At 33.0% G+C, this 21,417-nt stretch carries 24 protein-coding genes; all 24 read right to left on the reverse strand.

What is annotated here, in order from left to right:
* Positions 1 to 93: 93 nt before the first annotated feature.
* Complete coding sequence (locus CLOPA_RS15880) at positions 94 to 2,187, reverse strand: SGNH/GDSL hydrolase family protein (RefSeq protein ID WP_015616445.1); 2,094 nt, start codon at positions 2,185 to 2,187, stop codon at positions 94 to 96.
* A gap of 64 nt (positions 2,188 to 2,251) precedes the next feature.
* Positions 2,252 to 2,953 carry a distal tail protein Dit gene (locus CLOPA_RS15885; protein ID WP_015616446.1) on the reverse strand — a complete coding sequence of 234 codons (702 nt, stop codon included), beginning with the start codon at positions 2,951 to 2,953 and terminating at the stop codon, positions 2,252 to 2,254.
* Positions 2,950 to 5,586, reverse strand: coding sequence for a tape measure protein (locus tag CLOPA_RS15890; protein WP_015616447.1), 2,637 nt, complete (start codon positions 5,584 to 5,586; stop codon positions 2,950 to 2,952). Before CLOPA_RS15890 ends, CLOPA_RS15885 begins: the two co-directional genes overlap by 4 nt.
* 57 nt (positions 5,587 to 5,643) lie before the next feature.
* Positions 5,644 to 6,276, reverse strand: a complete 633-nt coding sequence (locus CLOPA_RS26210; RefSeq protein ID WP_015616448.1) for an SHOCT domain-containing protein — start codon at positions 6,274 to 6,276, stop codon at positions 5,644 to 5,646.
* A 64-nt stretch (positions 6,277 to 6,340) separates the two neighbouring features.
* Positions 6,341 to 6,628 (reverse strand): hypothetical protein, encoded by a 288-nt coding sequence (locus CLOPA_RS15900; RefSeq protein WP_015616449.1) that lies wholly within the window; start codon positions 6,626 to 6,628, stop codon positions 6,341 to 6,343.
* Between the two features lie 68 nt (positions 6,629 to 6,696).
* Positions 6,697 to 7,035 carry a hypothetical protein gene (locus tag CLOPA_RS15905; RefSeq protein WP_015616450.1) on the reverse strand — a complete coding sequence of 113 codons (339 nt, stop codon included), beginning with the start codon at positions 7,033 to 7,035 and terminating at the stop codon, positions 6,697 to 6,699.
* 14 nt (positions 7,036 to 7,049) lie between these two features.
* Positions 7,050 to 7,610 (reverse strand): phage tail tube protein, encoded by a 561-nt coding sequence (locus tag CLOPA_RS15910; RefSeq protein WP_015616451.1) that lies wholly within the window; start codon positions 7,608 to 7,610, stop codon positions 7,050 to 7,052.
* A 10-nt stretch (positions 7,611 to 7,620) separates the two neighbouring features.
* Positions 7,621 to 7,983 (reverse strand): minor capsid protein, encoded by a 363-nt coding sequence (locus CLOPA_RS15915; RefSeq protein ID WP_015616452.1) that lies wholly within the window; start codon positions 7,981 to 7,983, stop codon positions 7,621 to 7,623.
* 8 nt (positions 7,984 to 7,991) lie between these two features.
* Positions 7,992 to 8,429 carry an HK97 gp10 family phage protein gene (locus CLOPA_RS15920; RefSeq protein WP_015616453.1) on the reverse strand — a complete coding sequence of 146 codons (438 nt, stop codon included), beginning with the start codon at positions 8,427 to 8,429 and terminating at the stop codon, positions 7,992 to 7,994.
* On the reverse strand, positions 8,426 to 8,704 hold the full coding sequence (locus CLOPA_RS15925) for a hypothetical protein (protein ID WP_015616454.1): 279 nt from the start codon (positions 8,702 to 8,704) through the stop codon (positions 8,426 to 8,428). The genes CLOPA_RS15920 and CLOPA_RS15925 overlap by 4 nt, the downstream gene beginning before the upstream one ends.
* Positions 8,701 to 9,213: a DnaT-like ssDNA-binding protein gene (locus CLOPA_RS15930; protein ID WP_015616455.1), complete on the reverse strand. Its 513-nt coding sequence runs from the start codon at positions 9,211 to 9,213 to the stop codon at positions 8,701 to 8,703. Before CLOPA_RS15930 ends, CLOPA_RS15925 begins: the two co-directional genes overlap by 4 nt.
* 1 nt (position 9,214) lies before the next feature.
* A complete protein-coding gene (locus CLOPA_RS15935) occupies positions 9,215 to 9,439 on the reverse strand; it encodes a hypothetical protein (protein WP_015616456.1) in 225 nt (74 codons plus the stop codon).
* Entirely contained in the window at positions 9,432 to 10,673 is a 1,242-nt protein-coding gene (locus CLOPA_RS15940) for a N4-gp56 family major capsid protein (protein WP_015616457.1), read from the reverse strand. Before CLOPA_RS15940 ends, CLOPA_RS15935 begins: the two co-directional genes overlap by 8 nt.
* A 30-nt stretch (positions 10,674 to 10,703) precedes the next feature.
* Positions 10,704 to 11,288 carry a phage scaffolding protein gene (locus tag CLOPA_RS15945; RefSeq protein WP_015616458.1) on the reverse strand — a complete coding sequence of 195 codons (585 nt, stop codon included), beginning with the start codon at positions 11,286 to 11,288 and terminating at the stop codon, positions 10,704 to 10,706.
* A 45-nt stretch (positions 11,289 to 11,333) separates the two neighbouring features.
* Positions 11,334 to 11,789, reverse strand: a complete 456-nt coding sequence (locus CLOPA_RS15950; RefSeq protein ID WP_015616459.1) for a DUF2829 domain-containing protein — start codon at positions 11,787 to 11,789, stop codon at positions 11,334 to 11,336.
* Positions 11,789 to 12,031, reverse strand: a complete 243-nt coding sequence (locus CLOPA_RS15955; RefSeq protein ID WP_015616460.1) for a hypothetical protein — start codon at positions 12,029 to 12,031, stop codon at positions 11,789 to 11,791. Before CLOPA_RS15955 ends, CLOPA_RS15950 begins: the two co-directional genes overlap by 1 nt.
* Positions 12,028 to 13,086, reverse strand: a complete 1,059-nt coding sequence (locus CLOPA_RS15960) for a phage minor capsid protein (RefSeq protein ID WP_015616461.1) — start codon at positions 13,084 to 13,086, stop codon at positions 12,028 to 12,030. Before CLOPA_RS15960 ends, CLOPA_RS15955 begins: the two co-directional genes overlap by 4 nt.
* Entirely contained in the window at positions 13,086 to 14,612 is a 1,527-nt protein-coding gene (locus CLOPA_RS15965) for a phage portal protein (protein ID WP_015616462.1), read from the reverse strand. Before CLOPA_RS15965 ends, CLOPA_RS15960 begins: the two co-directional genes overlap by 1 nt.
* Before the next feature lie 14 nt (positions 14,613 to 14,626).
* Positions 14,627 to 16,378 carry a hypothetical protein gene (locus CLOPA_RS15970; protein ID WP_015616463.1) on the reverse strand — a complete coding sequence of 584 codons (1,752 nt, stop codon included), beginning with the start codon at positions 16,376 to 16,378 and terminating at the stop codon, positions 14,627 to 14,629.
* A gap of 672 nt (positions 16,379 to 17,050) precedes the next feature.
* A complete protein-coding gene (locus CLOPA_RS15975; protein ID WP_015616465.1) occupies positions 17,051 to 17,455 on the reverse strand; it encodes a helix-turn-helix domain-containing protein in 405 nt (134 codons plus the stop codon).
* Between the two features lie 145 nt (positions 17,456 to 17,600).
* A complete protein-coding gene (locus CLOPA_RS15980) occupies positions 17,601 to 18,044 on the reverse strand; it encodes a hypothetical protein (protein WP_015616466.1) in 444 nt (147 codons plus the stop codon).
* A 4-nt stretch (positions 18,045 to 18,048) separates the two neighbouring features.
* Positions 18,049 to 18,207 carry a hypothetical protein gene (locus CLOPA_RS25215; RefSeq protein ID WP_015616467.1) on the reverse strand — a complete coding sequence of 53 codons (159 nt, stop codon included), beginning with the start codon at positions 18,205 to 18,207 and terminating at the stop codon, positions 18,049 to 18,051.
* A gap of 100 nt (positions 18,208 to 18,307) precedes the next feature.
* On the reverse strand, positions 18,308 to 18,472 hold the full coding sequence (locus CLOPA_RS25670) for a hypothetical protein (protein ID WP_015616468.1): 165 nt from the start codon (positions 18,470 to 18,472) through the stop codon (positions 18,308 to 18,310).
* A 353-nt stretch (positions 18,473 to 18,825) separates the two neighbouring features.
* Positions 18,826 to 21,402, reverse strand: coding sequence for a CHC2 zinc finger domain-containing protein (locus CLOPA_RS15985; protein ID WP_015616469.1), 2,577 nt, complete (start codon positions 21,400 to 21,402; stop codon positions 18,826 to 18,828).
* Between the last annotated feature and the right edge of the window lie 15 nt (positions 21,403 to 21,417).

Here is a 21,417-nt window from a genome sequence, read left to right on the forward strand (position 1 = left end):
TTTAGGAAAATATTCAAAATAAAAAAGGACTTAGAAATTAGCCTAAATCCTTTTGAGTTCAATATTTAATTAGTTCGATCTAGTATCCTATTATTAATTAGAACTTATTTGACTTTCAAAGAAAGGTAGAACATAATCATGTCCAATGCCATTTAAATGAGAAACATCATCCTGATTTATGCAATATTGTGTTCTAAAAGCTAATGATCTCATATACACACCACTGTCTCTACTTGCATCTATACATTTTATTGACCATCTACCGCATGTTTCTAACATAGCATCACTATAAGCCATCATATCATCATTTACATTCCAGCAAGTAACAAATATTATCTTTTTACCTATATATTTGTCAATTAAACCTTGGCATAACACATTTAAAGCACCCTTGAATGTATCTATAGTAGTATCGGCATTCGTTCCTATTGGCACACCCGCTAAGTAATCATTTCTTCCTCCATCTACCAATATATAATCGGCATCATCATTCATAGTTCCAAATCTATCAGCTATGCCTCCTACTCCTGTCATTTTATTACCATTTATACCATAATTATTTAAAGTCATATTGTACTTAGCTGCTAATTTATAAACCCATGTCACGGTTTGACCCAAGGTATGTCCTGCAAAATAACTATCTCCTAAAGCATTAATCTTTTTCCCCTGTAAAGGTGATATTATTCTTTCTTTAACTTCTGCAACCTCCTGGTCTATGGCAAGGTTTAATGGGTCACCGTTATTTTTTGCCAGTACATATTGTTCGTTCTCTGTAATAGTTAACGAAGTTATGTCCGTTGAACCATATGTCGGGTCATTTGTAAGAGTTATTGTGTCATCTTCGACCCCATTGCGTAGAATTTTTAAATCTTTGAATGTATATTCTGATTCTAAAGCAATGTTAGTACCTTCAAGAAAAATGTAAACGTAGACTGTTTGTATGTTAGTTCTAGTCGCTGTTACAGATAGAGTTACTTCTTGCCCAGGTACTAAAGGTATATATTCGCCTACTGCAAAATCAGAAGATGTTGGAGAACCAAAATATATCTTTACATGACCCCGATATAAATTATCACTTTGTGATGTAACCTTAACTTTAAACTCAATAGTTGTATATGTTCCTGATATATTACTACATGCAAATTTCAGTGGATAAGAATTTTCAAAACTTCTCCCGTTACTAAAACTAGCTTTATATCCTCCAACATTTTTAGCCTTTATTGACTGTGATAAACTATCATTTATATTATCTATATTACCATTTATGGTATTAATACCATTTTGTAATTCTGAATTTGCTGATTCTATGTCAGAAATCAATGCTATTTTTGCATCTGAATAGTTAAACGTGCAAGTTGCATCTACTTGGCTAAATGCTTCGTCAAGCACAGCTGTATAATCTACTTTATTTCCATTTATATAAAGTTCTAATTCTGCGGTTTCATACATTGCTGGTAAAGCAATATTACTTCCATATCCATAAATATAAGCAACTATTGTAGTAAATCCAGTATCATTATTACTTCTCGTTACCTCTAATTGTGTTTCAGTGTTTGGTGTTATAGTTGTATAACTAGGAGTTGTTAAATATTGGCTTACAGGATTTGTACCAACCTGTACTTTCATCCTAGCTTGTGTAATGTTACTAGAACCTGTTTTAAATTTAATTTTTGCAGTAATAGTATTTAAAGTTATCCCAGCTGGTATAGTAAAAGTAAATCGCATCTGATAAGCATTTTCAAAACTTCTAGCATTAGAAAAACTAGCCTTAAGCCAAGAATGAGTATTACTGTTAAATAAGGCAGTTGATAATAGGTCTAAACTAATTGAACCTTTCGCTATACCATCACTTAGATATTGTATTCCTGTATTAAACCAAGTAGTTCCATTCCAGTCATAAATGTAACCAATATCATTTTCATCTTTAACTAAATATATATTTTCATCATATGTTGGATGTGCTGTCTGCAATTCCTCCAAAGTGTTATAAGTAGCTTTTGGAGTACCAGTTTTCATAGCGTTCAATTTATCTAATAAGCTTGGAAAGTTACCTCTAGCCACCACTATTTCTGCATTGCCAGATCCTGCATTTATTATCAAGGCGTCAAAAGCATCTCCCATTTTTGCAATAGCTTCTCGTACTTCCGTTGCGTTCATAACTCTTATTGCGTCACCGAATGCTCCCATTATGCCACCTCTTTTCTATATGTTTGATTCGCTTTTTCTGCCAAGGTCGAACTATAATAACTCATTACAGCACCACCTTTCTAAAATTAAAATCAATAATTCCATTACCAGTAACACTTATTGTATTTGAGCCACTTAACAGTCTAAACAAAGGATCTTTTGAATTGCTAGTAGTAAAATTAGCAGTATAAGAATTTAAAGTACATGACATATTACTTGAAACTATCACATCTGGGACTACAGGCTTACCAGGATTATAAATAGTAACAGTTTGACTTCCAGTAATCGTGAAAGACGTTTCTTCTATATAATCAGGCAAATCAAAGTCAATATCGTCCCAAAGCAACTCTCCGTAAAAGGTATTACCTTCTGCAAAAGGCTCACATATAAAAGTCACAGTAGATTCACCATATAGAAAAGTTTCCTTCCATGTAGGCTCTCTTTCAACTTCTGCCATAAAAAAAATGCCTGGCTTATCATCAAATTGTAATTGACTTTGCCCGACATCATATATCCATCTTAGGAACTTATTATATTTATTCTGTAAGTCCTGTTTTGACTTACCCTTAATTCCAAATTTACATTGTATTTGCCTATTGTCATAAACTATCTCTCCACCACTGCCAACTGTAGAAAAATCATAATAACCACTCATAAAAGGTACGGTATCTTTGATTTTCTTCTTTGTCGGAGCTGTTAATTGTCTATCTACCAGCCTTATATCTTCATCTATATCTGTTTCTTCTTTGCCGTTAAAAGTTATCACAGCCCATACCTCCTAGCTTCATATTTTGTATTTCTACCTTGGCTGTAGTCATAATATTGGTGAATCATGTTTCCATCTAAGAATACTTGAATTAAGTTTGGTTGTGGTCCCATATTACTAAAAATATCTTTTGTATCTTTAGCATTTGTAATAGATTCTCCACCATTAAGATTAAGTAATTCAGGACCATTTTCACCTACTAAAGATAGCCCTGGAGAAGCAGAAGGTGTTCCACTAGCATACATTCCACTTAACACTGGACTTAATATAGGAGAAAACACACTTGATGAAAAACTACTTATACCACTCCAAAGATTAGAAAAGAATCCTCCACCTGAGCTTTGAGTTTGTGCCGCTTGTTGTTGCTGTGCGGCAGTTTGTTCTATCTCTTGTCTTTTCTTTTGCTCAGTTTCAATCACAGCTTCAAGCTCTGCATCAAGTTCAGCTTTGACAGCTTGATACTTAGCATTTTCAGCGGCCTGTTTATCAGCTAGTTCCTGATCTAATACTTTCTTTTGCTTTGCTGACCAACCATCTAAATCACTTGATTCTTTATCAAGAGCATCTTTTGAAGCTTGATATTTTGCATTTTCAGCAGCTTCAGCAGCCTTTCTTTCTTCCTGAATCTTATCTATCTTGGCTTGGGTATCCTTATCTATCATAGCTTTTTGTGCTGTTAAACTAGCTTGCATTGCATCCTTTTTGTCCTGTTCAGCTTTTTTGATCTGATCAATTTGTTTTTGAAGGGCTGTTTTTTGTGCAGTATCTATATCCTGCTGCTTACGGTCATTAATTTGCTTTTCAATATCTGCTATTTGAGCCTGGAGTATTGCTTTTTGGGTAACAGTTTTTGCATCCTGTAATTGTGCTTCCAATGTACTAAGCTTTTGGTTATCCTTTGCGTTTTGGTCAGCTTCTTTCTGTGCTTTAGCTTTATCATCAATAGCTTGAATTTGAGCATTAATAGAATCAATCTGAGCATTGGTTTGGTCATCTAATGTTTTAGTGGCAGCATTATAGGCATCTTCTAAGGCTTGTTTTTGTTTATCTGCATCAGCCTTTACAGTATCAGTAAGTGAATGAGAAGTTTCTGCAGCAACACCATAATAATCTCTAATGCTTTGTATTGCAGAATTGTGTTCATCATCTAAAATCTGCTTTCTTTTTTGTACTGCATCTTTTAGAGCTTTTTCCTGAGCCTGTAGACCTTCAACCTGAGCATTGTATTCTTCCTGAATACTATTTAAGGTTTTGGAATGTTCATCACTAAGAGCATTTTCTTTACTATTAATAGCATCTTTTTGAGCCTTAGTCTGATTATCTAAAGCACTAATTTGAGCATCTTTTTGTTTGTTGATATTCTGTATTGCTTTTTGAGTAGCGTCATCTTGAGCGGATGAAGTTTGACCTAATAGCAAATTATATCCAACCAGTGCACCAACTAATAGTCCTACAGCAGTTACTATTAGCATTATAGGATTAGCATCCATGGCTGCATTTAAAAGCCACTGTGCCAAGGTTGCACTTGTTGTAGCTGTTTTCATTTTTGTAAGTGCTAATTCAGCAATACCCCATCTTATAGCCATTATAGCTGTTATGGCGTTATTGGCTTCTTGAACTATTGTAACAGCCACAACAGCTGCTTTATAAGCTACAAAAGCACCAGTTATTCCACTGACAACAACTAATACTTGTTTACCATTATTCGTGATAAAACCAAATAAACTACTAATTAAACTACTAATATTTGTAATAGTACTAGCAACACTAGGAGGAACTAATTCATTTAATACGCCTTGCATTCCTCCTGTTTGCATAGCATCCCTAACACTTCCCATTTTAGCAATTAAAGCTGGTAAAATATTATTGGTTAAATCATCAAAAGCGGGCTTCATAACTGCACCTAAAGTCATTTGAGTATTATCCTTTAAGGTAGACATAAGACCAGCAAAACTCTTAGATTGCTTATCCATCATATTAGGGAAACGTGTTTCCATACCATCTATAAGCTGTTGAATCGCTCTATCTGCTGGAATAAGGCCCTGTTCACTAAGCTTCATTACTTCGGCTGTGCTTTTACCCATGGCCTGAGCTAAAATACTCCAAGCTGGGACGCCTGCATCTGTTAACTGCATCATATCCTGGGCTGTGACTTTACCTTTAGCAGACATTTGACCGAGTGCCAAAGTAATTCTATTGATACCATCAGCTCCCAAGCTTAATCCACTTGCGGCATCACCTATCTTTTTTAAGTCATCCGGAATATGCGCGGTGCTAAAACCAAAAGCCTCCATCTGTCTTGCGGCATTTGCCAGTTGAGGAAATTCAAAAGGAGTATTAGCTGCCATAGTCGATAATTCACCTATTAAAGTCTTAGAAGCTTGAGCGCTTCCAGTCATGGCTTCAAAAGCAATTTGACTTTGCTGAATCTGAGAATTAAATCCTAGAGACATATCCCAAGCGCCTTTAATACCTTCTTTCATAGCATCAAACATTCCCATGCCTACTGAAAATTGAAAGGTATTTTTTAAAAATCCTACAAATCCCTGGCTATCACTTTTGGCACTATTCATACCATTATTAAAATTACTCTTATCTAAACCAAGGCGAACTAATAATTGACCTACTTCCAAGTTTATAACCTCCTTTCTTAAAAAATAGCAATAAAAAAGAATCACCTTAGTGATCCTTTATATTCTTTCTAATAATTCCGTTTTCTTATTTTGAAATTCCTCTTCTGTTAATATTCCTTTTGCTTTTAAATCTGCAAGTTTTTCTATTTGTCCTGTAATATCTATGATTTCTTTATGTTCTATGTTGTCTTTATCTTTTTTAATATATTTTAATAACATATTATAAGTAAAATCAATTCTTGCTGCAGCTCTTCTGTAAACAGCTCTACCTTCTTCACAGCCATTACCTACAAAATCAAGAGAATAAACTTCTTTATCTGTATAAATTTTTATTCCCATATCTTTTATTATTTTCTTAGTTTTCATATTGGAGCCAATAATTGCCCCTGGAACTCCAAATGTAACTGCACCAACTACAGCTTTATCAGTATTAGATTTTTCTTTTCCATCTTTAAAAAATCTAATATCATTTATGTTTGAAAGCTTAATATGCTTACTTTTATCTCCTGAAGAAAGTTTAGGAACTAAAATTACGCCATCATCCTCTACAATATAATAGAATATACTTTCAGTATATACTTTTCCAGGATACACTCTTGTAAAATTATTTTTTATTTTAGATTGAAAATTATCTAAAAGAACATATCCCAAAATTGTAATACCTAAAATAATGAACAAAATATAAAACATTCTTAACTCCCTCCCAAAATATATATTTAGTAAATTTTATCATATATCTTGGGGAAATTGGAGTTTATTTTCTAATTTTAACACCTGTAGATGTCTTTGCCACAGATAAACCATTCTTTTTGGCCCACTCAACCCATTCTTTTTCTGATTCACTAGGTTCCTGTTTATCTTCTATAGGCGTTTCCTCTTTAATAGTTTCTTTTTCTCCATAGGTTGGATATTCACCTATGAAATCCTCAATACTTGGTAAATCATCTAAGTTAATATTATTCAAAGCAGAAATAGTCCACCTCATTACTTTAACAAGCTTAGTCATTTCTATATAATATTTTTCCTTATTCTTAAAAGCCAAGAAATCAGAATTTAATAATCCGTAGAATTCATTAACAGTTAAATCTTCAATATCTCTTTTCTTATAACTTAGTTCTTTTGCGAAGAAGACAAGTATCTCTGTGCTAAACTCAACAAAGGAATAGCTACCTTCTTCGCTCCTGTAAAATTGGCATCTAAAAATGCATTTACCAGCTCTTCTAATTCAGAGGGATAAGCCTCTTCCAAGTCAGTACCTTTCAATTCTGGAAATACTACAGATATTTGATTATAGAATAGATCTTTAGCTTTATCATATAAAGCAGAAGGACCCAGCTTCATTAAGTCTTGATTTATACCCAATGTTATTGCTAACTCCTTAAGTTCTTTTATTTTTCGTTCTCTTACGGTAACCTCAATTCCTGCAACTGTTACATTTTTAGTTCTCATTTAAAAATTCCTCCCTATGATGGCATAGTCAATGGACCGTTACCAGTAAATTTAAAGCTAAACTTAACTAAATCTTTTGTTTGAGTATCAATGTCAACTTCTGAAATATAAGCTTTTCCTGAATACTTTTCTGCATCTACAGAATCATCAACGATTAGACTTAAAGTAATAAGTGATCCATCAGTGATTGCATCTTGAATAGCTTTTTGTCCAATCTTATCATCTGTAACATTGAATGATCCATCTGCCTGACCAGACCAGTCCTTTATCCCTGGGACTGAACTATCCCAGCCACCATCTCCAAAATAAGTTGCATTGATTAAGGCCTGTTTTATTGCAATCTTCCAGGCATTTAATTTAGATACCATAGCTCCATTTGTAACATCTACCCAGTTTAATTGTTCTGTTGTATCAAATGTAGCTCCGGAAGTATGTGCTGTTGTGCAATAATATGTTTTGCCTGTATTAGTAGCTAAATCACCTATGGCATATGGATGCGTTGGTTGAAAAGCAGTTGCACCACTTAAATCTATATCTATTTTCACATTACCTTTAATACCTGTTTTAGTAGTCATATTTTACCCCCTATAATTCTTTTATTATTTTAAAATTACATGAAAATTCCCATCTATTGTTAGCATCACGTCCCAAGCTTGTTGGACTTTGTATTGCTTGAATAAACGGGAATATATCACTGTTTCCATGTAAATATTTATATATACTTTGAATCCTTGCATTTGTTTCAACTTGAGAAGTACCGCGGCACATTACCTGAAAAGTTGGCTTTTCTTCGGATGACTTATCAAAATTTAATCCCGGTTCAAATCCTCCAGTTTGATATAATGTTGTACATATATCTGGCGAACTTGGCATTGAATTATAAAATAAATCTACCGCCAGAGTTGCTATATTTTTACTTTGCAGAGCTGCTCCTATTTCTTCTAACATAAACTCACCTATCCTAAATGATCTCTATTTGCTTGTGCAATATGGTCAATATAATTTTGAGAATTAGCCTTAAAAGGATCTTCAAGATATTTGGCCTTTCCCCCCTTAGGATGCTGATATTCTAAATGCTCATGTTGCTTTACTGCATATGGTTCGCTAAATCCAACAGTTCCCTGCATAATTTCTTCGTCTTGTGCATTACCGCCAGGGTTGATACCACCCTCTTTATTTCCAGTAGCTACAGTAGTACCATTTATAGTAGCACTTCCAGAACCTCTTAAATCTCCTAAATCCACAGGAGCTTCTTTTACTGATTTACCAAGTAAGTCAAGTGTGATATCGGTAAAAGCTTTATTATTTATAACACCCATTTCTTTAAGAGCTTTATCAAAGTTCTTTTCAAGTTCCGCTAAGCCTTCAATCTGTGTCCATTCAGTATCACTCATATTAGCACCTCATATCCTTCAATACCATCTAAGCCATTCATACTATTTATAGTAATGATAGTTCTATCGTCAAGCATATCATCATAACCAGGTTCATTCTTCATACGTATAGTAGATGTAGAACTAACCTGTTCACCTAACTTATTTCTAGTAAGTCTGATTTTATCTATTTTAAGACAAGGTGTATCTATATTTTCATATGTCTTTTCATCATAAGCATTTGTGCCGGTTGATTTTTTCCACACAACATTGGAATTAAAATAATCTTCTATCATGCTAGGCTCACACTCCCAAAATAAGGCTGCATAAATTCTCTTGCTTCCTGAGAATACAAAAGCATATTTTTGCCATTACCATAATTTTCACTCATACCACCATTAAAACTGAATGATTTTACACCTTGTCTTTGAAGTTCAATACGTTTTGGAACACCTTTTAAAAGTGCAAGAGCTTCTTCACAAACAGCATTTTTCACATTATCAGTTACAGCAGGCTCAACATACCAGTAGCCATAAAAATGAGCGTCTATAGTTAAACTCATATACTGCCAATATCTATAATCAGTTTCAAGTGCTCTTGGGAACTCCATAGATTGATAATAATTAGCTTTAACGCCTTTAATGGGTAATCTATCTAGCTTTTTACTTGCCATTATAAGTGCTTTAGCCTTATTATCATCAGTGGCATTTTCCCAAGCATCAGAATAAAGCCTATCATCAAAATAGGTTTGTGCTGTAGGTACGTCAATATAACTATTAGTACCTACAACAAGATTTACAGCCATATTACTTCACCTCTTTTACTGGTGCTCCTGTTTCTAATAGATATTTGCCTATGAGATTATCAAGCTTTGTGCCCTTCTTATATTCAAGAAAATGTCCTTTATAGGTTACCTTACAATCTTCTTTGATGATATAAGAAGAAGGTTTTTCAACTGGTTTGTTTTCAGTTTCTTCAATAACAGAATCATCAGAAGATTTCTCCTCCGCTTTTTCATCAATCTTAGACATGTTCTATCACCGCCGCTCTCTTGTACTGTGCTGCAGCTCCAGTCAATGCATCTGTAGGTACTGCATAGTCACCAACCCAGCTCCAAGCACTAGAAATTACTTGTTGTAATCTATCAATTGGTGGTCTGTGTATGAAGGCAACACCATCAACCATAGAAACAATACCTGAGTCTCTAGCTTCTGCAAAATTTGCTTCACCAAGTAATTCTCCAAATCCTTGAAGTGGTCCTTCAATAAGAGCGTCAGCACCGACAACCATAGGTCTTCTTACAGTTAATGCACCATTAGCTACAGTTGGAGCCTCAGTATTTCTTACCCAGTCAATCCCTGCGAATCTACCAATAGATAAGCTACCCCACACAGGAGAATCTTGTCTACCTTGTAGTGCCTGCTTAAAGTCTGCATCTGCAAATAGTTGTCTTTCAGTAACAGCATCAATATGGGCTGCATAGTAACCTCCAAAACTAGGTACATTATTTTGTCTTAAAGCAGCTACAGCATCAAGGAATATTGCAAGTGTAGCACTATCACCAGCAATAAGTTTCTTTGTATCAGCTCTTGCATTAGGTCTAAATATCTGTGGTGCATTAACAGCAACCACAGGGTCACTATCCACCCACGTTGCAGCAGTTCCAAGGGTTAATGTTTTAGTTCCAACATTAACAGCTACAACAGTATTTGCATTACCACTTACCACTACAGGTATAGGGTTTCCGGCCCCTACTGCAGTTTGTACTCCATTAACAAGTTGTGTAGTAAATCCAGTAACATCATTTACTACCAATGCAGTAATCGCAGAGCCAGCACCAACGGCATAGGTATTTCCACTTGAATATGCACCATAGAGTTTATTTCTGCATATTCTATTAACTGTTTGACCGGCATTAATACCAAGTTTCATATTGTCCTCTAAGAATTTAGAAGATAATCCAATTTTACTTGTTAACATATTAGTGTCCATGGCATTACCATATTGATTAAGTGTCATTGCATATTGTTCGATAGAGTAGCTCTGTGGCGTTGGATCAGAACCAGGTGTTAAAGGTGTTTCCGCTGTAGAAAGTAATCCAGTCCTTGTAAATAGAACTGTTTCACCTAAGTTTCCCTGGAATGGTCTTTGTGTTGCTAAGTTTCTGTATAAAAAGTTTGGTAGCAAGGCCTCCTGGAATGTTCTATCCAAAATACCATTTTGTATCATTGCTGCTATTGCAGCAGGAAAAGCATTTACTGACATATTATTTCCTCCTTAATTTTCTTAATATAGTTAAAAAAAACGGTGTATACCATATTTACCCATTTCCTTTTGATAATCTTCTTTGCTTGCATTTCTAAAATCTGTTTTTACTGGATCACCACCCCCAGCAGGGTTAGCCCCTGGTGATGGATTAACAGTAGACTGAAATAAATCCTTATAACCTTCTTGCAATCCCTTTATTTGCTCATCTAAACCAATAACAGAACCATTATCACCTAACTGCAATTTTGATTTATCAATCTTTCCAGTAAGTAAATCTGCATATTTAGCATTGTTATTTACAAGTCCAAGTTTAATAGCACTATCAAGTGTAATATCCTTGATTTTGCCATTTAAAGCCTCATTATCTGTTTTCATAGTTTCAATCTGTGCAAGTAAATCTTCATTACCCTTTGCTGCTTTCTCAAAATCCTTTAGTTGACCATTAAGTGTACCCACTTGAGTTTTGTAAGTTTCATTTTGAGTGTTTATTTCATCAAATTTATTCTTAGGAATATAGCTTCCATCAGAAACAACATCAATTTTGTTTTCTCCTAATTTTTCAGTAACCTGGTTATATAATTCTTCACCAAGTATTTTCTTTAAATCTGCCATTTTGATATTCTCCTTTCATATAAAAAAGTGTAAAAATAAAAAACCTTATTTCCAAAGCTCTACTTCTTCCCAATCTTCTGTTAACATATCGGCTTGGCTTGGTTGCCAAGGTACTACGTAATCATCTGCTGTTTTTATTGCTATAAACCCTAATTTTAACCAACCCAGTAGTAAATTACGGTGCTTTGGATTCCATTCTGCAGCTGTTACATAGGATAAAAACATATTTTTACCATTCCATCCCCTACGCTTAACGGCTTTACCATGCTTTAATAATTCCAGTGCATAGCCGAAACTATTTTTAACACTCACATCTTCACTGAATTCAATTGGTATATCCTTACCGTCAATTTCAAGACTTTTAGGAGCTATCTCTAAAGTAAGTTTTGGAGCTTCCATAGCACTTTGAGATAGCTTCAAAGACGTAACTCTTGTTATTGGCTTATCATCTATAAAGACCCTAGTTTTTACTCCATCAGATATTATTTTTACTTTTGACATTATAATCCAGCCTTCCTTTGCTCAGCTTCCATAGATTTATTTATAGTTTTCACTATTTCTTTACTATCTAGCTGAATAGATATTTTAGGCGTGTTCATCTGCTTTACTTGTCTTTCCAGTTCCTTATTTGTTTCTCTCATTTCTTCATTGAATTTATCAGCTTTATGATTTACATGCATATCATAAATACATGACGCAATCATAAACAAACCAGCTAAATCAATAATAATTGTTTTAATCAATCTCCCTCACCACCTTGTCTTAAACTTCTATAACTACTCAATAAATTTTGGTACTTATTATTGTTTAGATTTTTATTTCTTCTAAAACTAGCAAAATTCTTAGGTGTATCCTGTGGCATTGCTAATTTGTATCTTTGCCACTGATCCCTATCATTTCTCAGCTTAATTTTTTCCTTTTGCTGGTTATTATAAGTTTCCAAAACCTTTTTATCTTTTTCGGATAGTTCAAAAGGTCTATTACTAAACTCAATATCTTTGTCAAAGTTATCTGCCAAACTTTCAATATAAGGGAAAAGTCTATGAGCACAATTTGGATGAATATTTGCAAATTCACCGTTAAAGGCAACACTTAAAGATGGAAATCTAGTATCTTTACCACTAATGGAATAAACACGCCCTTGATATAAAGCACATATAGCGCACGTAGGCGAATGTTCTGTCATTTGTACTAAATCATAGCCAAGCTCTGTAAGTTGGTTTGTAGTCGCTGTATTCGTTGTTTCTGTGGTAGTAGAACGTGCCACAGTAGAAGCATAAGCATCTAAGCTTATCATTCTTCCTCTTTTATCCTTAATACCATTAAATCCTTGGTCAATAAGCATATTAACCAAATTCTTTTTACATTCTTGGACAGTTTGACCAGTGGCAATTTTTTGTGATACTGCATCAAGTCCAGCTTTTCTTATTGCATCAGATATTTGTCTACCAACAAAGTTATTTGCATCCTGAAGATCTTGGAAAAAATTCTTAGCAATAACAGCTATAGCTCCAGTATGAAGTTTTGAAAATCCGGTAGCTTGAATTTGTTCACCTTTGTCTTTTAAGTCTTGCAAAACCTCATCAATAGTATCTTTATAATAAGATTCAACTATCTCATTAGTCAGATTATAGGCTTGACTAGTTAACTCAGATAATATTTGATTTACCTGGAACAATAAGCTTTTCTGATAAGTTACTAAGTTCCCTATAGCCTCTTTTTCAGCTATAGTTTTTACAAGGTCCTGCTTCGCCTTTTGATATATTTCAATAAGTTTTTGGACTAATTTATCACTCATTAGTCAGCACCGCCCATATTCATATGATTTTTATTATTGTTGTTCGGATCAGTGTTCACAGCGGTACTGGAAAATGGGAAGTTTTGACCGCTCATAGGATTAGTCCTAGCCTCGTCTTCATTAATTCTATCAATTTCAAGCTGAGTATCAATATCATTGGTGTTATCAAGCTGTTGCACCGCTCTAAATTGTGAAATTGTTGGTTTAGAACCAGTTCTAATTTGCATTACCTGAGCCATTTCTTGTGGATCTTCTGGAAGACCATCCTTCCAAATAATGCTTATAGGCTTATCTGACAAATCAACTATACCTTCACCACCAAGCTGAGAACATAATTTTAGAGCCTTCTTAAGCGCTGTATCCATTCTCATTCTAATTCGATTGACCTTTGCCAGTGGTGACATCATTAAACGTCTTAGTGCTATTCCAGAAAGATTACCAGTACCCATACTTTGGCCACTCATATCTCCAAAAATGGTATTGCCCATTTCTGAAATTGTATATAACAGGTTAATAAGTTTATTGATAATTGTAAAATTTGCATTAAGCTGAGCATCCCAGGTAACATACTCCACGGGTGGATCATCAGTAGAGTCCCTAGGAAAATAATTCCCCATTTTTAGTGCGTATTGTCCTGTTCTTGGGTCTTTTTCTATTGCAGTACTTGGGCCTTGAACGGAAGGAGCTGCATGTTTATCCAAAATTCTTGCGACCTGACTTACTCTAACCTCCAATTCAGAAATCAAACTACTTATATCGTCATAATCATTAAGCCCAGTAATTCTATCACTGGTAATTATATTGGATACCTGAACAATTGCAAAATTATTTAAACCAGTTTGCTTTACGTCACTAGATATTAGTTCTTTTATTCTAGTAGGAGTACCGTTTTCTAATTTATATAATTTTTCTTCATAGCTGCCTTTGCTATGGATTTGAACCTTTAGAAAGCTTTCTTTTTCGCTTGTGGAGGTAAAAAACTGTTGCCAAAAACCTGTTTTTTGTGGAGCCTTAACCTCAAAAGTCCATGCTAAAACATGATATTGAATCTTTTTCACATTATCAGCAGACACTATAGGGAACCATATTGAAGGCTGAGTAACATCTATTCTTCCAGCTCCAGTGTCAGTATCTTTATAAATAAAAAACAGCCCATCTCCATAACGACTAATATCAATCGTATTTTCATAGGCTGTGTTTATTAAATCTGAGCTTTCAACTATAGAATCTACAGTCTTTTGTTCAACACTTGACCTTTCATCAATTTTAATTTGTGGTGCTTCACCTAAAAGAAGATCCGCTGTCTTAAGACTAATGATCTTTTGGAAATTTGCCAGTACCGCATAACTAATTATATCTTGAAAATTACCGATAACGCGCTCAATCCTATGGAACTGGTCAGCGTAAACAGCTGTATGGTCACCTTCAAACAATCTTTTATTAGTTTGGTACTGCTGCAATCTATCAGTTTCATTTTGTGGCGGCCACGGTTGGTCTATATCTAAAAAACTTAAGTCTGTTAACAAAATTTCACCTCCCTTTAATATAATCCGTTAACAACTACAGGCTCCATTGAGGAACTTCTCTTTACATTTTCAATTCTATTTGCAAATTCAGCGGTAACATCAGGAGCATCGTCATGTACACTAAATTTTTGGCCTCTGAATTCTAAAATCTGCTCTGTAAAATCTTCATCTTCTTCGGCAAAAATAATTTGCCCTTTATTCATAAATGGAATTATAGTTGAAATTTTATCGTCCTTATTTTTTCTTTGAGATTCATTTATGATTTTAATATTTCTGGACTTTAATATAAAATTCTTATTAATTTTTAATTCAAGCTGGTTTGCATCCGCGCCATTGAAAGTATTTTTTTCAATATATACTGTTCTTATTTCATGATATTCTAGCAACAATTTAATCATATGACCTATATATTTATCAAAATCAGTCCTTGCATTTATCTTAGCAAGTTCTGCTTTACGAGCATATTTTAAATTATTATCACCAAGGCTTCCAACTAAATAAGCAGAATAATCAGAAGTACCTTTAGATGTACTTGCAGGATCTACACAAAGCATTGTTTTAATAAATTTATGAGTTTCAATCTCTTTTCTTAGTTCTGTAGCAACTGTTTTAAACCATTTTTCACCTATGCTATCAACATCACTCTGCACTTCTTGCTTAAAAGATGTTGGATTTTCATAATATGACAACGCATAGTCCAAACAATCCCAAAACTCTTTCCAAAGTAATGGATATTGCATTTCAGATTCATGCTGCCAATAAAATTCTTTAGCATCTTCCAAATGATTTTTATTTTTAAAATTAAAAAGAATATTTTTAAACTCAGCCCACAATCCAGTACTAAAATAATGATCTAATCCATTGATTTTTTCGTCTTCTTCATTTACGAAATCATCAATTAGAACACCTTTCTCGATTTTAAATTTCCATGTAGGCTGTTTAAGTAATCTACTATAAAAACATTCCTTATGCTGTAGAGTTCCAAGAGCTATAAGTGTGGTACCTTTTTTAACAGTTTTGCCATTGCGGACAACCGCCTTTTGAACTGCATATTTAACATCATCACTGAATTTTTTCCATTTCTTTTCTCTAGCACTTTCGGTTCTTACATCATCTTCACTTTGATAGTCATCAAGGATAATTAAGTCAGGTCTATTATTACCATATTTACGACCACGCATTGGAGATCCGGAGGAAATAGCCTCAATAAAAGTCTTATTAGTAAATTCTAATTGAGTTGCATTACAAATATATCTTTTATTCTTATCATCAAGTAACTTACCAAAAGCTTTCTCAATATATTTATTTTCAAGAAAAGTATCTTTAATATCCTTAATAAATTTCTCAGCTGTGGTTCCTATATCTGAACAAATCAGAGTATATATTTTAAATTTATATGCATGAGCCCATATAGTGGCTGCAAAAGTACCAAAAGCACTTTTCCCAGTACCTCTAGGAAGTATTCTGCCAATCTGATTATTACCATCACCGACAATAGACTCTTGAATGTCTTGCCAAATCTCTTCATGAACCTTAGCTATAGGAGCCGCAGCATTATCTTCTTTAGGAAGGAAAATATCTTGGAGAAAATACATACAGAAAAATTCTAAACTCATTTTTCCAAGTTGATAAGCTAATCCATGATACCCAAATAAATTGCTGGAATGCTTAATAATCATATCAATAGTAGCTTCCTCGGAAAATCCTACATCTTGAAGATACTTATATATTAAATATCTGTTTTGTTCATCTTCATTCTTAAACATTAAGCATCACTCCAATAAACATTCATGCTGACCACCTCATTATTTTTATTTGAAGAATATCATTTTAAAAGTTGGATAAAATACATTTTAGATTTATAAAGCGAGGTATGTTATATGAAACACAATTTAGAATATATTAATTTAGTCTTAGACATTATTGTAAATTTTTCAATCTTATATCCTATAATTAAAAAAGCTGTAAAAGAGCTTATTAAAAAAAAATCATATATAACAATAAATTAAAATTTAAGCTTAATAAATCAATAATTATGCATGCATTTTAAAAATAATTATTATTTTCTATATTTCTCGTATATTTCTTTAAATATATGTTTCTCTAAGAATTCACTTAACCACATCTTTTATACCTCCTCACAGCTTCATAGGGTGATTTAAATTAATTATTGGTAATATTGCATTTCTCAATTTTAAACTGACTACAAAACGTTTTGATAACCTCGACTTTTTTAAATTTTGCAGAAAATGTGGAGTCCGTTGTGGGATTTTCTTCCATTTGGAAATATGAGGCCCCCCCCTTTAATACATTAAAGTGTTATAGTATGCAACTGCTTCACCACTGTGCAGTGTTTCGTGAACTGCGTCAAACTGAAATTTGTTGCAGTTGAATACATGTAGTATATGTTATCAACATTATACACAATATGTTGTGGATTACTTCACTTTTCTTATTTGTTTGAACCTTTTTAACTCTAATTCTAGCTCATTCTCATTTACATTTTCGTTTACATCATCACTATTGGTATCAATAACAGCAGTTGGATTACCATATATTCTATTTATAAGATATTGGTTAGCAGCAAGGCACACGCGTTTATCGCTCTTATCGTCAGCAAGTTCCTTAATATTGTCTATATAAGTATATAAATCTCTCATGATGTAGTTGTTTCCTTGGTGTGCTAACTCTTGCTTGCGTCTGTCCAGTTCATTGTTAATATCATCTAATTTCATCCACTCATAAATAGTACTTCTAGCTTTATTAAGCTTCTTTGCAATATCAGTTATTTTCTCACCCTGTATAAGTAATGTGACTAGCTCTTCTTGATCTTTAGTTAGCAATTAACTCACCTCCTACAATCATACATAACAAAAGACACCTACATTTCTGCAAGTGCCTTTCATTTAATTCTTTCAATGATACTATTATAGCTCCTTTATCACCTATAAAATTGAGGACTTACTTAGATAAAGCTTTGATAATACTTTAAATAAGCTTGGATAAAAGAGTTATAACTTCTTTTCTTTTAGTACAGCAATAATCTTTATTCATATGAAGATCTCTTTCTATACTTACCCATGATCTAGTTGGAAAACTAAAATATCTTAATTCTACTAATTGTCTTTGCATAGGTGATAAAACAGTCAAAGCATTATCTATTTTCTTCTTAAGATTTATATAATAAGTAATTTTTCTTTCCAATTCCCCAATAGCAGGCATAGCGTTTTCAATTCTATTAACAACCTCATTTTCAACACTGGAATTGAATTTATTAGTTTTACCTGTTCTTTCTTCATAACTTATAGCAGTACAACCATCATAACTATTACTTATATCTTCAACTTTTATTTTTAGATTTTCAATTTTAACATTTAAATATTTATAATTATATAAATCACTTTCTATCTTTTTAAATACTCTATCATCCACCCCATCACCACCTAACTAACTTTTCTAGTCTCTCCTTTTCCTCAGAAAGCTTTTTTATCTTATTATTGCTTTTCCTTTTACCTTTGTAATACTCCTGCTGCAAATCATACTTTATTTGTTCAATTCTATTTTTATACATATCATTAGCACTTATTTTTGCCATAAAAACACCTCTTTTTTAACTAAAAATAATGAGTTATTAAATACCACTTTAGTATTAATTAACATTTTAGTTTTATAAATGTATGCAATTTGTAATAACTTTACAAATTACCTTCTTCAATCTCTTTAATTTTTGCTTCAAAATCAGCTCTTTTTACTCTTAATTTAGCTAATTCAGTCCACTTTTTATCTAAAATTGCTCTATTTTCTTGCTTTTTGATATTTTCTATATTATGCTTGTAAACCTTGATACTATCTAGGCTCATAGCTATTTACTCCTTTCATGGTTACCTAAAAGTTACCCTAAAGTTACCCTCTTAGGTAACCGCTACAACTCTTTATTCACAATACTTTAGAGATAAGGTTACTTGGTTACCCTATTTTCAAAAATAATGTGCGTGTATATATAGAGAGTGTATATGTCTCATATATATATATTATATTTATATTTTAAGTAACTATTATATTATTATATATCTAAACTCCCGAAAGCACTGGGTTTGTGGCGGTTACCCAAAAGTTACTATTAATTATTCAGAATATTTCATCAAATACTCTAATCCGTTTATTTATCAGCCTTCCCAAGGTTACCGAAAAGTTACCCAAAGGTTACCCACTTTTATTTGAACGGAATTACATTATCATCCATGCTTGTTACATCTATATAATCTGGAGGAACTATAGAATTGACATTTAATTTTTTTAACAATTCTTTACTATAAGTATCAAATTTGACTGGCTTATTATCAATTTTAATAACTTTGTTGGATGTTCCCTCTAAATATCCGGATTTTGCCGCCTGTTTCCTGAAATCTCTTACGCCCAAGGATGTAATATCGTTGTTGCCAACTCTGTTTATATATTCATTAATTTGATTAAGCATTTCTGTCGTTTTTATAAACACTCCGTCACCTCTGCATCTAACAACTTTTTCATACTCATAGGCTCTGCCATCTTCTATTAAATCGTTATACAAAGTAAGCATACCTTCTACTACGGAATGAGCTTCTTCTCCACCCTGAAGAATTTCAGATTTAATATTTGTGATTATATGATTATAATAATTATTTATTGGAGCTATATTATTTTGTTTAAGTAAAATATTAAATATTTCAATTCCGCAGCATATATTGACTGCAGTACACAAAGGTCTATCTTTTAATCCTTTTATATTTGATTCAGCTGCATTTCTCATTTCCCTGTATTGATCCAAGGATAAACTCAAAACAATATCAATTAAACTTCTACCAAATTTACTAAGAATCTCTTCATTTTCAGTTATCCATTTCATAGCTTCAGTGTGTTTTTCTTCTCTTTCCCTTTTTCCAAGATACACTATACAACTTCTTTCTATAAGGGCCTTTTCTTGGTTTGGATAACTTTCTTCACCAACTATAATTACTGGCCTTATAAGCTGATAATAGTCGACTCTTAGAGACTTATTCCCCCTAGAAATAGTATCTCTATCATATAGGTTTCTTAATATATCCGATATTTTTGATATTGTATATCTATCCATTTTTGAAGGCTTAAACTCTTCATATATTTTTGTATAATTCCCTGTGCTCAATCCCTTTATAATACTGAATGGTTTACCAGAACCTATAGCTTCTTTTGCTTTTCTTGGATAATTGAGAATTGGGATTATAACATTTTCAGTTATAGTAGATTTACCGCTCCCGCTCTCGCCTACAATTAATAAATGATGCAACTTTTCCTTCATTTTTTGATTTTGGTATACTGCTAAGTTATTTATAACTGTGCCTATAATACTTATTGTTTTTTCAGGTGTAGCAAATTTAAAAATGTGTTTCCTAATTTCCTTTAATTCCTCTTTTTCTATAGGAGCTATTCCAATAACATCTATATTGTCTTTTGCATCAGCCTTTATATTTTTCAGTACATTTCCATTATCAATAGTGCCATCATTTGTTATGAAAATTAGCTTTTCATCTTTTTGAATAAAACCTGCTCCCTCATGAATCTCTTCTACTTCCAAAGCAAAATAATTATTTACCCACTCTTTAAAATCTCCTAGTTCTTCAACTTTGCCTTTAAAATTCAGATCTATAGTCCCTAGAAAATTTTTAAAGCTCCTTAAATCATCAAATACAGTAGAAGGCCCTTCCCTAGTTATGGTTTCTCCTGTAGAAGATTTAAAAACTAGCTTAATTCCTTCTTTGTTATCATCAACAAAATTTATTCTGGTAGCCTCAAGTAATCTAAAATTGGCAATATATTTTTTATATTTTTCAGCTTCTTCACCCTTACCCTTATAAGCTGTTTTATATATTCCATCTTTATTTTGCTGCAATTCGTATTCTGATTTTAAATCTAATGATCTACCAAAAGCCTTCAGTAAATCAAACTTATCATGTCCAGCATCTAACCAGTCCGTAACATCTTTGTTGTCACCTAAATTCTTTATACCCGGAAGATTAATAAATTTAAATGCCTTGGCACACGCAAATAGTTCATTGTATATATGCCACTTGTATTTTTCTCCAGCTTCACCAGTATCGCTGCAAACATAAATTTTAGCACCTTCTAAAATAGAAAGGTCTTTACAGCCTTTAATACTTGTAGCAACATACTTATCCTTTTTAAGCACACTGCTAAGTTTGTTGGCATCTTTTTCACCCTCACATATAATTACTATCTTTTTATCTTCAATGCCCTCCAAAACGCTGTGATAGTTATATATGAGTTCATCTGTTCCACGTTTATTGATTACCTTATCATCTTCTACATGATAGTAAGATAAATCTTTCTTTTCGTCAGGTTTTAATAATTTTGCTTTATAATATACAACTTCATTTTTCTCATTTACAAATTCAAATAAACCAAGAAGCTTTTGACCTTTTCTAAAGTCACACTTTTCTATTTGCCATTCAATATAAGACTTAACTTTTTCAGTCTGTATCTCGTAGATACTTTTCTCTACTGTCAGCCCCAGGTACTCCCTGGCTTCAACATAGTTTAAGTTTCTAAGCTTCATGATGAAATCTATAGCGTCCCCAACTTCATCACAGCCAAAGCACTTAAATTTCTCTTTATTGGCATCCGGGAAAAACTTAACTGAAAGTGAGGGTGTTTTCTCATTATGGAAGGGACACCTTACGTATCCCTGCCGATTAAAATGTTCTCCTGTTTCTCTTTCTATAAGTTCTTTTAAATCTATATCCTGTATTTCCAAATTTCTTCCACCCCC

This window comes from Clostridium pasteurianum BC1 (assembly GCF_000389635.1).
GTDB lineage: Bacteria > Bacillota > Clostridia > Clostridiales > Clostridiaceae > Clostridium_I > Clostridium_I pasteurianum_A.

Coding starts and splice junctions, on each gene's coding strand:
- CLOPA_RS15945 (WP_015616458.1), bottom strand. CDS start 11,288: ATGGCAGATTTAAAGAAAATACTTGGTGAAGAATTATATAACCAGGTT.
- CLOPA_RS15910 (WP_015616451.1), bottom strand. CDS start 7,610: ATGACTACTAAAACAGGTATTAAAGGTAATGTGAAAATAGATATAGAT.
- CLOPA_RS15925 (WP_015616454.1), bottom strand. CDS start 8,704: ATGATAGAAGATTATTTTAATTCCAATGTTGTGTGGAAAAAATCAACC.
- CLOPA_RS15905 (WP_015616450.1), bottom strand. CDS start 7,035: ATGAGAACTAAAAATGTAACAGTTGCAGGAATTGAGGTTACCGTAAGA.
- CLOPA_RS15970 (WP_015616463.1), bottom strand. CDS start 16,378: ATGTTTAAGAATGAAGATGAACAAAACAGATATTTAATATATAAGTAT.
- CLOPA_RS15940 (WP_015616457.1), bottom strand. CDS start 10,673: ATGTCAGTAAATGCTTTTCCTGCTGCAATAGCAGCAATGATACAAAAT.
- CLOPA_RS25670 (WP_015616468.1), bottom strand. CDS start 18,472: ATGAGCCTAGATAGTATCAAGGTTTACAAGCATAATATAGAAAATATC.
- CLOPA_RS25215 (WP_015616467.1), bottom strand. CDS start 18,207: ATGGCAAAAATAAGTGCTAATGATATGTATAAAAATAGAATTGAACAA.
- CLOPA_RS15880 (WP_015616445.1), bottom strand. CDS start 2,187: ATGGGAGCATTCGGTGACGCAATAAGAGTTATGAACGCAACGGAAGTA.
- CLOPA_RS15935 (WP_015616456.1), bottom strand. CDS start 9,439: ATGTCTAAGATTGATGAAAAAGCGGAGGAGAAATCTTCTGATGATTCT.
- CLOPA_RS26210 (WP_015616448.1), bottom strand. CDS start 6,276: ATGTTTTATATTTTGTTCATTATTTTAGGTATTACAATTTTGGGATAT.
- CLOPA_RS15920 (WP_015616453.1), bottom strand. CDS start 8,429: ATGAGTGATACTGAATGGACACAGATTGAAGGCTTAGCGGAACTTGAA.
- CLOPA_RS15930 (WP_015616455.1), bottom strand. CDS start 9,213: ATGGCTGTAAATCTTGTTGTAGGTACTAATAGTTATATTGACGTACCT.
- CLOPA_RS15950 (WP_015616459.1), bottom strand. CDS start 11,789: ATGTCAAAAGTAAAAATAATATCTGATGGAGTAAAAACTAGGGTCTTT.
- CLOPA_RS15960 (WP_015616461.1), bottom strand. CDS start 13,086: ATGAGTGATAAATTAGTCCAAAAACTTATTGAAATATATCAAAAGGCG.
- CLOPA_RS15915 (WP_015616452.1), bottom strand. CDS start 7,983: ATGTTAGAAGAAATAGGAGCAGCTCTGCAAAGTAAAAATATAGCAACT.